This window comes from Ensifer adhaerens, assembly GCF_020035535.1.
Taxonomy (GTDB): Bacteria; Pseudomonadota; Alphaproteobacteria; order Rhizobiales; family Rhizobiaceae; genus Ensifer.
Map to the genome: position 1 here is coordinate 123841 of NZ_CP083350.1, position 13527 is coordinate 137367.

Sequence of the window (13527 nt, forward strand, 5' to 3'; positions counted from 1 at the left end):
TGTCAAATGTCAATTCAGCTTTCGAATTTGTTTGACGTCAGAGGTTTTTCCGGTTTGAGGTGGCGCAAATGATATCAGGCGGGGTGAAGGATGACGGACAGCGGACGGGCAAGCTGGATGATCGGCGAAGGCAAATCGCTGCCGCCCGAGTTCGACGACGGCGTCGTATGGGCCGCATGGCTCTACTACGTCGATCAACTGACCCAGAGCGACATTGCCAAGATCCTCGGCATGTCGCGCGCAACCATCGTCAACTATCTGCAGGAAGCGCGTGAGCGGGGGCTCGTTTCGATCCGCGTCAACACCGACATCGGCGGGCGCGTTGCAATTGCGCGAAAGCTCAAAGAGGCTTTCGGGCTTGAAGGCGCGCTGGTCATTCCCGCAGGCGAGCCGAGCTCGCTGGTCACGAGGCTCGGCGAAGCAGGCGCGCGCCTGCTTGCGGATATGGTGAAGGAAGGCGACACGATCGGCGTGGCCTGGGGGCGAACCGTGCTTGCCGTCGCCGACCAGATTTCGCTGGCAGAGCCCCTCGGCGGTCTTACGGTGGTCCAGGTATCGGGCAGCTCGATCGCCAATCCCGAGTTTTCGCCGGAATTCTGCACCTCGCTGATGTCGCAGCGGATCCATGCGCGGTGCGTCAACCTGCTTGCACCTGCGCTGCTCTCGACGCCGGAACTCAAGCGCTGGCTGCTTGCGGAACCTGTGCTCGTCAAGCAATTCGAGCTCATCCATTCCACCAATATCCTGGTCTTCGGCGTCGGCGACATCGGGCCTGACACGCTGATCCGTTCGGCGAATGTGGCAAGCCAGGAAGACTTCGATTCCTATCAGGCACACGGCGCTGTCGCAGTTCTGATCTGCCGTTTCATCGATGAAGCGGGCCGTCAGGTAAACGGCGAACTCGACGACCGCATGGTCGGCATCGAACTCGATGAACTCGTACGCATCCCGAGCCGGCTTTGCGTTGCCGGCGGCGCGAACAAAGTCGCCGCTATCCGCGCGACGATGAAAGGCGGCTACGCCACGCACCTCGTCACCGACACGGAAACCGCCGAGCTGCTGCTGGCGGAGGGCGCTTGAGGCGCTCGCAACGGAGCGCCTCAGGGATCGGCCTCAGTTCGCCTTGACGCGCGCCGTTCGCATGAATTCCAGCGTCGCCTCGAAGGAGGTGATGCCGGCATCGGACCCGAGACCCGTCGCCACCAGTGCCGCAGATGCCTGAGCGAACTTGAGCGAGGTTTCCGTGTCCATGCGGTGGTGCAGGCCCGCGATGAAGCCGGCATTGAAGGCGTCGCCGCAGCCGGTCGTATCAACGATATCAATCTCGAATGCCGGCAACTTCAGGCTCTTTCTCGCGGGGTCCATGAAGTAGACACCGTCGCCACCCAGCGTGAAGACGCAATGTTGAACGCCGAGATCGGCGAAGAACAGTGCTGCATCCTCGGCTGTCTTGCGCCCGGAAATCAACATGGCTTCCTCTACGGAGGGCATGAAATAGTCGATGTAGGGGAAGAGCGGACGGATGAGGGAAAGTGTCTTCTCGCTGGCGCCGAGAAGGTCGAAGGTGACGGTCTTTCCCTTGCGCTTTGCTTCTTCGAGAAGCACACGGCTCGGCTCGCCGTCGAGGCGATCGAGCAGGCCCGTCCCGCCGAGGTGAACGATCGACGCCATCGTCACGCGATCGAGCGCGTCGGGCGCGATTTCGAAATGGCCCGATGCGCCGCGGACGTGAAGCGCCGGCCTTTCGCCGTTGCGGCGAATATTAAGGATCGTCGCGGAGGTCGGAACACCCGGGAGCCGCTGCATTTCCGCCGTATCGACACCGAAGCGTTGAAGCGTCGAAATGACGAAATCGGCTTTTTCGTCGTCGCCGACAGCGCCGACGGCCAGGCAGTTGAGGCCGAGTTTCGCCAGGTCCACAACGGTGCCGCCGGCAGTACCGGCGACGGTCAGGCGGATTTCATCAATGAATTCGACATTGCCGCCCGCAGGAATGCGGTCGACGGGGCGACCAAGAATGTCGAGGATGTAAAGTCCGATTACCGATACATCGTGCGCCATGCGTTCAAACCTTTCTCTTGAAACTTAGTAGTCGACCGACATCGGCCCCAGCCGCCTTACCAGCGACCGCAGGCCGGGCCGTCATGATTGTTTGCCGCGGATCGAGAAGATGGCGCCGGCCAGAATGATGAAGATACCGACAATGACGAGCTGCCAGGTGCTCGGAATGCCGACGAGAATGAGCACGTTGCTGACGAGTGTAATCAGGATCACACCCAGGAGCGTACCGACAACGCTGCCTGAACCGCCCGTGATCCGCGCCCCGCCGAGAACAACGGCAGCGATAATCTCGAGCTCGGCGCCAGCGAGGTCGAACGGGTTGGCGAGGCGATTGCTGGAGACGTGAATGATCCCGGCAATGCCCGCAAGAAGCCCGGCATAACCGAAGACGAAGATGTGAACCGTACGCAGATTGTAGCCGAGGCGCTGGGCGACATTGGCGTTGCCGCCGACGGCGTAGACCGCGCGGCCAATCAGGGTTCGTTCGAGGATCCACCAGGTGGCGACCGACGCCACTGCCAGCACAAGCACGAAAGCCGGAAGGGTCGAAGTGGAACCGTTGTCGCTATGATGCGTGACAAGGGAAAGCTTTCCGAACGCGTCCATTGCCACCGGAATGTTCATGAACAACGCTGTGCCGACAAAGGTGAGCAGGAAACTGCGGATCACATATTGCGTGCCGATCGTCACGATCAGCGACGGTGCCTTCAGCGTATGAACCAGGATGCCGTTCAGTGCGCCAAAGCATGCGCCGCCGACAGCGCCGAGCGCCAGGATCGCCAGGATCGGCATGTCCGGCACGACGTTCACGACCAGCATCGTGACGGCATACATGACGAAGGCGGCAATCGCCGTGAACGAGACATCGATGCCACCCGAAGCGAGGACGACGAGCACACCGAGGGCGAAAAGACCGCGAACGACCGAAGCCCGCAAGATATCGAAGAGGTTCGAGGTCTGCCAGAAGTCCGTGTTTATCGCGCCAACCGTGAGCGCAACCGCCACGATGAGGATCAACGTAAACACCGGCGGATGCCGCACGAGCCAAGCCCAGGCGCCGGCAATGCCCCCTGCACTGCCCGATCGGGGTTCAGCTGCGGAAAAGGTGGTTTCGGTCATTGCAGCCTCTTAATTGTATCGTCGGTGAGTGCGCGATAGAGGACATCTTCCGCCAAGCCTTCGGCGGTGAAGGTTTTGACAACGCGGCCCTTGCGCATGACCATGATGCGGTCGCAGTTCTGCAGAAGTTCGGGCAGGTCGTCGCTGATGATGATGACGCCCATGCCCTCGCCTGCAAGTCGCTGAATGATGCGGTAGATCGTGTCCTTGGAGCCGACGTCGACACCGACGGTCGGGCCGTGAAGGATGAGAAGTTTCGGATTGATGGTCAGCCAGCGGCCGATGAGCACACGCTGCTGATTGCCGCCGGAAAGCGACTGGACCGGCTTGTCGACGCCAGCCGAAGCGACCTGAAGATCGCCGACCGTTTGTTCGGCAAGCGTGCGGCTGCGTCGACCGTCGAGGACCCCGAAGGCGTTTCGGAGCCGGTCGAGCACCGGCACCATGATATTGTCCCGGATCGATTGCGATAGAAACAAGCCTTCCGAGAGCCGGTCTTCAGGCACATAGCCAATGCCCGAGGCGATGGCGTCGGCGGGTCTTTGAAGGCAGATCTCTTTGCCCTCCAGGCGGACGCCGCCGCTTTCCGCTGGCGACACGCCAGCGAGCGCAAGGGCCAATTCGTTGCGCCCGGAATCGAGCAGGCCGGTAATACCGACGATCTCGCCCTTTCTCAGTGAAAACGATACGTCCTCGAAGTAGCCGGATCGCGCCAAGCCGTCGATGTCGAGCAGTTTTTCACCGAGCGTGACCGCGGCGCGCTGGCGCGCGTCGTCGAGTACCTTGCCGGTCATCCAGAAGGCGAGATCTGCCTTCGAGTGGGTGTCGACATCACATTCGGCGACTTTCTGGCCGTCGCGCATGATGATCGCGCGCCCACCGAGCGATTTGCATTCATCGAGCTTGTGGGTGACGAACAAGACCGCGACGCCCTTGGAGCGCAAACGGTCGACGACGGCGATGAGAGTGTCGACCTCGTGTTTGGTGAGGGCCGTGGTCGGCTCGTCCATGATGACGAGACGGGCGTCGGATGCGATGGCGCGGGCGATCGCGATCAGTTGACGCGTTGCCATTGGCAACTCGTCCGTTCGCGTCGAAAGGAAGGCGCGGTTTGTCGGCAATCCCACCGCCGCAAGCGCGCGCTCGGCCGTCGCGCGCATCTTCGGTATGTCGAGCCGGCGCGCGAGCTTGCCCGAGGAAGCCACCAATTGCTGTGTCAGGCCGATATTCTCGGCAACTGAAAGGTTCGGGAGCAGCGAAAAGTCCTGATAGACCGTCTCGATACCGGCAGCGAGAGCCGCCACGGGCGTCAGATCGGCAACAGTCTCGCCATCGATCAACAGGTCGCCGGCGTCCGCAGCCTGAGCCCCGGAAATGATCTTGATAAGCGTGCTTTTCCCACAGCCGTTTTCGCCCATCAGGTGATAGATGTTGCCGGCTTCGATCGAAAAGCTCACGCCCTTGAGCGCGCGCACCCCGCCGAAGTGCTTCTCGACGTTGCGCACCTCCAGAAACGGAGGCAAGGACTGCTGCCGCGGGAGCGGTTCGCTAGCACTGGGCTGAGGCTGCATGGATTTGTCCTGATGCTGCATGGATCGACGCGCTGAAGGAACCCATCGCGCCGGAGCCGGCGCGATGGGGTTGACCGGTTGAGCCGATCAGAACGGATATTTGCCGTAGTTGGACTTGTCGACGTCGACCCAGGCCTCGCCGACGACGATGATGCCGTCGCCTGCACCCTTCTTGACCGCCACCTTTTCGTAGCCTGGAACGCCGAGGTCCATGCCGTCCTTGATCTCTTCACCCTTGATGACCATGTCCGCCACCTTGTTCATGACGTAGCCGGCGTCCTTCGGGTCCCAGAAGCTGATGCCATCAACGGCGCCGGATTCGAGATAGGAAGCGGTGTCCTTCGGCAAGCCGATGCCGAACACGCAGGTCTTGTCCTGCAGGCCGGCCTCTTCGACCGCGCGCCCGATGCCGATGACGTCGATCGCCGACCCGCCCTGGAAGCCCTTGATGTCGGGGTACTTGCGCAGGATTTCGCGCGCCTTTTCGTAGGCGCGATTGGCGTCATTGAAGGACTCGTTCTTCTCCGAGACGAGTTCCATTTCCGGGTACTTCTTGGCGTTCTCTGCGCCGCCGTCTGCCCACTGGACGTGCGTCAGGCTGCCGAGCGAGCCGACGAAGGACGTCCACTTCCCGGACTTGCCCATGCATTCGGCGATCTTCTCGTTGAACCGCGCACCGAATGCCTTGTTTTCAAATGCTTCGATGTCGACGAGGGTGTTCTTCATGCTGTCGGCTTCGTGAGTCACGACCTTGATGCCGCGTTGGGCTGCGCGCTTCAGCACGCCTTCGAGCGATGACGCGTCCATCGGCACGACGGCGATGGCGCTGACCTTCTTGGCAACCAGATCCTCGATCAGGCGCGCCTGCTGGGCAGCGTCGGCCTTGCCGGGGCCAATCTGGCTGGTGGCCACCGTATCGTTGTCGTTGCCGTAGGCGGTCACGCCTTCGTTCATGCGCGTGAACCAGTTCTCGCCGGTGACCTTGACCACCGTGACGATGGACGGCTTTTCATCGGCCGTCGCGATCGCCGCACCCCAGATGGTGCTGAGCGCCACGGTGCAGGCGGCAAGCTTACGAAAATCAGACATAGTTCCTCCCATTGTGCCTTCGAAGGAAAAGTGCCGCTGGCGTGCGAAGGCCCGCGCCGGCGTTGACGAGGAAGAGGGCTAGTTGCGGGCGACTCTCAACCAGGCTTTGAAATCGAAGCCTGAGATCGCAATGAAGATGAGCAGGAGAACACCCCAGGCGAGATCCCGGAAGAAATTGGAGATGTTCATGAAGTTGAAGAGGCTCGAAAGCATCTGTAGCGAAGTTGCCGAGAGTACCACGCAGACGACCCGTCCGTAGCCGCCCTCTGGGCGAACGCCTGCCATGACTGCAATGAGGATCGCGATGAGGACGTATGAGCTGCCGTAATCCCATTTCATGCTCGACGTGCGTGCGGCGATCACGATGCCGGCCAGCGACGCCAGCAAACCGCATACCGTATAGGTCACGAACAGAATTCGCTTCTCGGGAATACCTGCGTAGCGCGCCGCCTTGGCATTGTTGCCAAGCAGAAGCAGGCGTTGACCGAAGGGGGTGAAGCGCAACACCACTCCAATACCGAGCGCGACGAGAAGGAAGAGCGCGAAGCATTGCGGAACGCTGAGGATCGAGGCATTGCCGAAATCATCGAGCGGCTCGACGTAGCCGAGGCTGAGTGCCGAACCATTTGTGAGGACGACGGCGAGCCCAGTGAAGAGCAACTGGGTGCCGAGCGTCGCAATGATCGGCGTCAATCCGAGCCGCGCGATCAGCAAGCCGTTCAGCATGCCGCCGACAAGGCCGATCGCAAGTGCCGCGCCGACGAAGCTCCATGTGAAGAGGAGCGGCGCATCGTCGGCGGAAATGGCATCACGCAGGAAGAAGTAGGCTGCAACACCGGAAAGGTTCGCCAGAGCGATGCCGGAGAGGTCAATGCCACCATTGCCGGACATCATGGCGAGCATCACCCCGAGGGCGAGGAAGCCGAGCTCGGGAACCTGCGAGGCCATCGACTGGAAGTTATAGAGCTCGACGAAGCTGGCACCGACGAGCACCGCGCCGGCCACGACGGCGGCGACGTTGACAGTCGCCAGAAAGCCCAGCTGTCGGTCCACCTGAAAAGCCAAGATTATTCCTCCCACCCTGGTGTCTGCGTAGTTTGAAACCGCTCCCTAGGCCGTCGATTTCTGCTCCTGTCTCCCCTGAAGCAACCGGCTTAAGTGGCGTTCGCTACCCATATTTGACATTTGCCAGCGATAGGTGTGTTTTGTCAACAGCGTTCTTCACGTTCCCTGATCGCAGCATCAGACTTGGAGGAGAATGGCTGGTAACAGCCTCTTCCGGACCGCATGGCCTTATGGCTTAGCTGCGGTGTCGAACCGTTACACAGTCGGCGCCACCAGACATTTCAGGGCCTGCAAATCAAGCCGCATCAGCGAAGCTTAGAGACGCGAATTTCAAGCGAATGTCGCCGTGACAACTGAGACTCGTCGGCGCCAAGCCGGAACGTCGCTTGTTCGCACAGCATGGGATGATCTGTGAAAAGGGGATGCTATCAGGTCCGTCTGATCGTCGATCCGGCAGCAGCAAGGGGCGCACCCGATCTATGCGGCACACGCTTCGCGCCGCCTCTCCGGTACAGTGCGTTCGAAATCTCCATGGAAGCGGAGAAGCGCCGGGCGCGTCACGACGACAGGTTCACGTAAGAGGATTGATGCAGAAATCAATCCAGAAAATGAAATATGTCCAATTGGTTATACTGACTTGCTTACATTCTTAATCAGGCAAGGACGCCGGAAGAACCGATTGAACTGCCGCGCCCGTCCGGTGACCGGCGCGGCTTTGATTGCGCGCTACGATCCCGCCAGTTCCTTGAGACTGCGCTCGACGATATCGAACATCTCATCGACCTCTGTGCTGGTGATGATCATCGGCGGGCAGAAGGCAATAGCGTCGCCGATATTGCGGGAAATCAGGCCGTTCTTCTGCAACAGGGCTGCCGCCCTGGCGCCCATTGTCCCCGTCGGTGCGCCGTCAGCGGCCTCCAGTTCCAGGGCCCCGATCAGCCCGACTCCGCGCGCTTCGACTGCGAGGGGATGCCGCTCCAGTGCGTTGAGACGTTCGAGAAAATGTGGCGCTAGCCGGCGCACGTTTCCGACGAGATCGCGCTCCTCGATGATGGCCAAGTTCTCCAGAGAGACTGCGGCGGCGACGGGATGTCCACTTGCCGTATAGCCGTGGCCGAGCACGCCGATCCGGCCTGCCTCGCAAGCGATCGGTTCAAAGACGCGCTCGTTGATCATCAGCGCCGAGATCGGCTGGTAAGACGAGGAGAGTTGCTTGGAGACCGTCATGATATCGGGGCGCAGGCCATAGGTTTGCGAGCCGAACATGTTGCCGGTACGGCCAAACCCGCAGATCACCTCGTCGGCGATGAGCAGAATGTCGTAACGGTCCAGGACCTCCTGGATGGCGGCCCAATAACCTTCCGGCGGAACGATGACGCCGCCGGCGCCCATCACCGGCTCGCCGATGAAGGCGGCGATCGTTTCCGGTCCCTCCTCGAGGATCATGGCCTCCAGCTCCTCGGCGCAGCAGCGCGAGAAGGCAAGTTCGTCCTGGCCCGGTTCCGCACCCGTTCGATAATGCGGGCATGTCGTGTGCAGGATGTTCGGGAACGGCAGATCGAACGAGCGATGATTGTTGGGCAGGCCCGTCAGACTGGCGCTCAGCGCCGTCACGCCGTGATAGCCCTTGATCCGCGAGATGATCTTCTTCTTCTCGGGCTTGCCGAGCGCGTTCGAGCGGTACCACACGAGCTTGATCGCGGTGTCGTTCGCCTCCGACCCGGAATTTGCGAAATAGACCTTCGACATCGGTACGGGCGCCAGCGACACCAACTTCTCCGCCAGATCGGCAACCGGCCCGTGCGATTTCTGCGAGAACGTGTGGTAGTAGGGCAATTGGCTCAGTTGCTTGCGCGCAGCCTCGACGAGCCGTTTCTCGCCGAAGCCGACGGCGACGCTCCAGAGCCCCGCCATGCCCTCGATGTAGCGGTTGCCGCTGTTGTCGAAGACGTGGATGCCCTCCCCGCGCTCGATCACCATCGGCCCTTCGCGTTCCAGGCGCCGGGGATTGGTGTAGGAATGGAGGTGATACGCCATGTCCCGCGCTTCGGTGGAATTCGGCTGTGCGGTCATCGGCGTCTCCCTGCTGCGATTTCAAAGCCTGATATCATAGGTAATCCAATCGGTGCGTGACGCGACACGATCATAAAGCGTTCGTGCACGATAATTGTTGTCGCGTGTGATCCAGCGGACGACGTTCCAGCCGCGGTCCCGCCCGATCTCGGCAACGGCGCGGATCAGTGCGGGGGCTGCGCCGCTTCCACGCGCCTCGGGTACAACGAAGAGATCGTCGAGAAAGCCGCCGCGCGCCGCGAATAACGGCCGGATGTATTCGCGAAAATGTGTCAGGCCGACCGGGCGGCCAGTGCCATCGAGCGCAAGCCGGCATTCAAGCCGGCCATCGCAGATCCAGCCCCAGACCCGATCACGCATTTCGTCGGTCTGCTCGACGCCGTAGTAGCTGGCAAACCCCGCGTGGAGCTCGTTCCACACTGACCTGTCGCCCTCAGCTACGGCGACGATCGTGATATCACCCATTGTTACCCCCGACCCTGGGTGGGCGAACCGCCCACCCGCCAGCCATTTTCGACACTATTGCCAGGCAGCCGCCGAACGCTTGCGATACATCTCCCGGAACTGAGCGGTGGAGACCGGCAGCAGATCGCCGCTATCCCAGTCGAGTATGACCGCGTAGCGACGCACCGCGTCCAAGGCATCGATCTCGCCGGCCTTGAACCGCCTGGAGACATACTCCGGATCAGCCGCCAGCCAATCGTTGCGTTCGGCGCGGATCTCACGGCGCAAGGCGATGGTCGCATCCTTGTCGATCTCGTAGGCGCAGATTTCCGGATCGATCGGCTGAATGACGACGCCGTAGTCCTTGGCCGCGCGTTCGACCGAGACATAGTCGTCGATGACATCCTCCAGGACCCGCTTCGGGTCGCGTTCCAGCGGGTCGCCAAAACCGCCGCCACCGGCGGTCGGACGGGAGAAGACGTCGCCTGTTTCGATCGCCACATCCGAGAAGGTCGCGCCGAGCCACTCCCTTTTCCCGTTCTCCGCGCGCGTCAGGGTCAGACCGTGGGGGATCGACGGCAGTCCGCCCTCGATACCCCAGACGATCGCCCTCTCGCGGTCGCAGATATAGGAAATGACCGTGCTCTCCGCCTCGAGCATGCGCGAAGTCTTCAGCACGCCGGCACCCCCGCGCCACTTGCCTGGTCCGGCAGAATCCTTGAGCACCTCAAATTCGGTCGTCAGGATCGGATTTGCGCGCTCCTGCCCCTCCACCGGCTGCGCCATCAATCCAGTGCCGAAGCAGGCGGTCGTGACGTTGCAGCCGTCCTTGCCGTTGCGTCCGCCCCAACCGCCGGGCAGCCAGTCATAAAACATGAAGATCGGCTTTTCTTTCGCCCGGGCATCGCGGCCGCCGGTCAGGAGATATTCGAGGTTGAAGGCACAGGCGATCGCCCGCTCCGGAATGATCTTCGACCAGATCTCATAGATCGCATTCATGATCTTCTCGAAGGGCATCAGGAATCCGGTGACCGCTACAGGCCATTTCGCATCGACGATGGAACCTTCCGGGGCGATGATCTCAAAGACGCGATAAAAGCCGCTGTTGAGCGGAAGGTCCGGGAAGAACGTCTTCATGCCGGCGGCAACCGCCGAGAAGGTAGCGCCGAAGGCCGAATTGTAGATGGACCCGATCGTCGGGTGGCTGCCGGTGAAATCGTAAATCGCCCGGTCGCCCTTGATCGTCAGCTTGACTTTGATCGGGATCATGCCCTCGCTGCCGGCCGGATCGCGGTCGATGAAGTCCTGCGTTTCCCAGGTCCCGTCGGGCAGCGATGCAATGCGCTGGCGCATGGCGCGTTCCACATAGTCCTGCACGGCACCAAGGCCCTGCTTCACGGTGCCTTCGCCGTATTTGCCGACCAGACGAAGGATTTCGCGTTCGCAGACCTGCGTCGCCTGAGCCTGGGCGTGAATGTCGCCGATGATCGAGGCCGGATCGCGCGTGTTCGAAGCGATGAGGTTGGCGACGTCCTTGCAGAACCGGCCGCGATCAAAGAGGCGGATAGGCGTGATGCGCATGCCTTCCTTGAACATTTCCTTCGCTGCCACGTCGAAGGAGCCCGGCACGCTGCCACCGAGGTCCGACCAGTGGCCGTTAGACTGGCTGAAGGCGATGATACGGCCGTCGACGAAAATTGGACGGATCAGACGCACGTCGTTGAAATGCGTGCCGCCGGCGTAAGGATCATTGATGGCATAGACGTCGCCCGGATGCATGTCGCCGTCGAAGGCGCGGATGACGTCCTTGCAGGTGAAATGCAACGTGCCGACATGCACCGCGATATCCTGGTTTCCCTGTGCGGCCGAATTGCCCTCGGCATCGTGCAGCGCGCTGGAGAAGTCGCGGTTGTAGATGACGAAGGAATAGCAGGTTCTCAATATCTGCTCTGCCATCTGGTCAACGCTGGTGATGAAGGAATTCTTCAGCACCTCGAAGGTTACGGGGTCAAGGCTCTGCTGTTCAGACATTCTTCTCACCTTCGATACGGATGATGATGTTGAGGAACTGGTCGACTTCGGCGTGAGTGTCCGGAGGAATGACGACCGTGGAATCGAGCTGTTCGACAATGGCGGGCCCGGCGAGAACGAGCCCGGCCGGCAGGGTTTCGCGCTCGTAAACCGGCGTATCCAGACCACGTTCGCCATCGAACCAGACCGTGCGCCGCGTCTTCGGCTCGGGCACGATGCCCGTCGGCTCGTGGCGTGCGAGCGTCGCCTTCGGCACCACGCCGATCGCCTTCAGATTGATGCGGAAGAGGCTCACCGGCGTTTCGTCGCGGCGGAAGTTGTATTCGCGCTCGTGTTCGCGATGAAAGGCTTCGACGAGCGGCGCTATCTCCGTCATGCCCGACGGGGCGGAAACGGCGAGCGACCGCCATTGGCCGAGATACATCATGTCGATGCTGCGCTGGAGCACGACATCCTTTTCAGCGACGCCCTCATGGGCAAGCCGATCGAGCGCCTCCTTTTCGAGGCGGAGGAAGGCTGCCTCGATCGCCGCAGGATCCGCATCGGCCGCCGCCTTCAGGTAGCTCTCCGAGAAGTCGTGCTGCATGTCGACGAGCAGGCATCCGAGCGCCGAGGTCACACCGGGATTGGGCGGCACGATCACGGCGGGGATCGAAAGCTCGCGAGCAATCGCCGCCCCGTGAAGCGCGCCGGCGCCACCGAAAGCGACGAGCGCAAAGTCGCGCGGATCATAGCCGCGGCTGATGGAGATTAGCCGCACGGCATCGGACATATTGGCGTTGGCGACACGGATGATCGCGTCCGCGGCTTCGTGCACACCGAGACCGAAGGGCTCGGCCACGCCCTCCTTGACAGCAACCTCTGCCAGCCCCGCATCAAGCGTGATCTTGCCGCCGGCCAGACTGGTGCCCAGGCGACCGAGGACGACATTGGCATCGGTGTTGGTCGGCTGTTTGTTGCCCTTGCCATAACAAGCCGGACCCGGGTTTGCGCCGGCCGATTGGGGGCCGTTGCGCAACGATCCCGCCTCATCCGTCCAGGCAAGCGATCCGCCGCCAGCACCAATCGTCAGCACCTCGATCGAAGAGAAGCGGATCGGGTAGCCGAATTCGATGAACCAGTCTTTCGTCACCCGCGACTGGCCATCATAGGCAAGCGACACATCGGTCGACGTGCCACCCATGTCGAGACCGATCGAGTTCTTGAAGCCGCAGAGTTCGGCGATGTATTTGCTGGCAATCGCGCCGGCAGCGATACCGGATCCGGCGAGCCGGGCGGCGAAGTCCTCCACACTCTTCGGCGTCATCACGCCACCGCCGGTATGCAGCAGCAGGAGGTCGCGCTGGTAGCCGTCCGCGGCAAGGCGCTTGCCGAGCCTGGAGGTATAGTCGACGACCACCGGGCTCAGTGCCGCATTGGCTACCGTGGTCGAAAAGCGCTCGTGCTCGAAGATCTCCGGCAGCACTTCCGACGAGGTCGAGACCGGCACGCCGGGCATGACCTCTATCAGGATCTCCTTCATCCGCCGCTCGTTCTCGCCATTCATGAAGGCGTTCATGAAGCAGACCGCGACGGCGGCGACGTTGCGGCGCTTGAGGATACGGGCCACCTCGCGGGCTTCCTCCTCGTCGAGCGGCGTCACGACCTCGCCCTGCGCATCGACGCGCTCCGAAACGACGAGCCTGTCGCGCCTGGGCACATAGGGTGGAACGACATCCTTGTAGGTATCCCAGAGGTCTTCCTTGTTGGCGCGCCGGATCTCGATGACGTCGCGGAAGCCTTTCGTTGAGACCATGGCCGTGCGTGGCAGCCGCCGCGTGATCAGGGCGTTCGTGGCAACGGTGGTGCCGTGCGAAAACAGCGCCACCTTCTTGAGATCAATGCCAGCCTTTTCCACACCCGACATGATGCCATCGATGGGATCGACCGAGGATGAAGTCTTCTCTACCCGGATGAGACCCGTCGTCTCGTCCATGATGCAAATGTCGGTGAAGGTGCCGCCGACATCGACCGCTACACGAAGGTTCTGCAAGTTTCGTCTCCTGTCTCGAAAATAGAAATCGGGCAAGGCTTC

The 13527-nt window shown here is 61.6% G+C and carries 10 protein-coding genes; 1 reads left to right on the plus strand and 9 read right to left on the minus strand.

All coding sequences use genetic code 11. The features are described 5' to 3' along the window. The first annotated feature begins 90 nt into the window (after positions 1-90). Entirely contained in the window at positions 91-1080 is a 990-nt protein-coding gene (locus tag LAC81_RS20950) for a sugar-binding transcriptional regulator (RefSeq protein WP_223729149.1), read from the plus strand. A gap of 33 nt (positions 1081-1113) precedes the next feature. Here LAC81_RS20950 and LAC81_RS20955 read toward each other — a convergent pair whose 3' ends face one another. From LAC81_RS20955 to LAC81_RS20995, 9 genes are all read right to left on the minus strand, one after another. Next, positions 1114-2061: a carbohydrate kinase family protein gene (locus tag LAC81_RS20955; RefSeq protein ID WP_223729150.1), complete on the minus strand. Its 948-nt coding sequence runs from the start codon at positions 2059-2061 to the stop codon at positions 1114-1116. Positions 2062-2142: 81 nt separating this feature from the next. Beyond that, positions 2143-3180 (minus strand): ABC transporter permease, encoded by a 1038-nt coding sequence (locus LAC81_RS20960; protein WP_223729151.1) that lies wholly within the window; start codon positions 3178-3180, stop codon positions 2143-2145. Beyond that, positions 3177-4751, minus strand: a complete 1575-nt coding sequence (locus LAC81_RS20965) for a sugar ABC transporter ATP-binding protein (RefSeq protein WP_223729152.1) — start codon at positions 4749-4751, stop codon at positions 3177-3179. The genes LAC81_RS20960 and LAC81_RS20965 overlap by 4 nt, the downstream gene beginning before the upstream one ends. A gap of 87 nt (positions 4752-4838) precedes the next feature. After that, a complete protein-coding gene (locus LAC81_RS20970; RefSeq protein ID WP_113537350.1) occupies positions 4839-5840 on the minus strand; it encodes a substrate-binding domain-containing protein in 1002 nt (333 codons plus the stop codon). A gap of 78 nt (positions 5841-5918) precedes the next feature. Continuing rightward, on the minus strand, positions 5919-6908 hold the full coding sequence (locus tag LAC81_RS20975) for an ABC transporter permease (protein ID WP_419195902.1): 990 nt from the start codon (positions 6906-6908) through the stop codon (positions 5919-5921). A gap of 723 nt (positions 6909-7631) precedes the next feature. Then, on the minus strand, positions 7632-8978 hold the full coding sequence (locus LAC81_RS20980) for an aspartate aminotransferase family protein (RefSeq protein WP_223729153.1): 1347 nt from the start codon (positions 8976-8978) through the stop codon (positions 7632-7634). 21 nt (positions 8979-8999) lie between these two features. Then, positions 9000-9443 carry a GNAT family N-acetyltransferase gene (locus LAC81_RS20985; RefSeq protein WP_223729154.1) on the minus strand — a complete coding sequence of 148 codons (444 nt, stop codon included), beginning with the start codon at positions 9441-9443 and terminating at the stop codon, positions 9000-9002. Positions 9444-9497: 54 nt separating this feature from the next. Further along, positions 9498-11453, minus strand: coding sequence for a hydantoinase B/oxoprolinase family protein (locus LAC81_RS20990; protein WP_223729155.1), 1956 nt, complete (start codon positions 11451-11453; stop codon positions 9498-9500). Continuing rightward, positions 11446-13485 (minus strand): hydantoinase/oxoprolinase family protein, encoded by a 2040-nt coding sequence (locus tag LAC81_RS20995; protein WP_223729156.1) that lies wholly within the window; start codon positions 13483-13485, stop codon positions 11446-11448. Before LAC81_RS20995 ends, LAC81_RS20990 begins: the two co-directional genes overlap by 8 nt. Between the last annotated feature and the right edge of the window lie 42 nt (positions 13486-13527).

What these genes read in the sequence shown, in the direction of transcription:
- LAC81_RS20960 (WP_223729151.1), bottom strand. Translation starts at nt 3,180, where the DNA reads ATGACCGAAACCACCTTTTCCGCAGCTGAACCCCGATCGGGCAGTGCA.
- LAC81_RS20965 (WP_223729152.1), bottom strand. Translation starts at nt 4,751, where the DNA reads ATGCAGCCTCAGCCCAGTGCTAGCGAACCGCTCCCGCGGCAGCAGTCC.
- LAC81_RS20970 (WP_113537350.1), bottom strand. Translation starts at nt 5,840, where the DNA reads ATGTCTGATTTTCGTAAGCTTGCCGCCTGCACCGTGGCGCTCAGCACC.
- LAC81_RS20955 (WP_223729150.1), bottom strand. Translation starts at nt 2,061, where the DNA reads ATGGCGCACGATGTATCGGTAATCGGACTTTACATCCTCGACATTCTT.
- LAC81_RS20980 (WP_223729153.1), bottom strand. Translation starts at nt 8,978, where the DNA reads ATGACCGCACAGCCGAATTCCACCGAAGCGCGGGACATGGCGTATCAC.
- LAC81_RS20950 (WP_223729149.1), top strand. Translation starts at nt 91, where the DNA reads ATGACGGACAGCGGACGGGCAAGCTGGATGATCGGCGAAGGCAAATCG.
- LAC81_RS20990 (WP_223729155.1), bottom strand. Translation starts at nt 11,453, where the DNA reads ATGTCTGAACAGCAGAGCCTTGACCCCGTAACCTTCGAGGTGCTGAAG.
- LAC81_RS20985 (WP_223729154.1), bottom strand. Translation starts at nt 9,443, where the DNA reads ATGGGTGATATCACGATCGTCGCCGTAGCTGAGGGCGACAGGTCAGTG.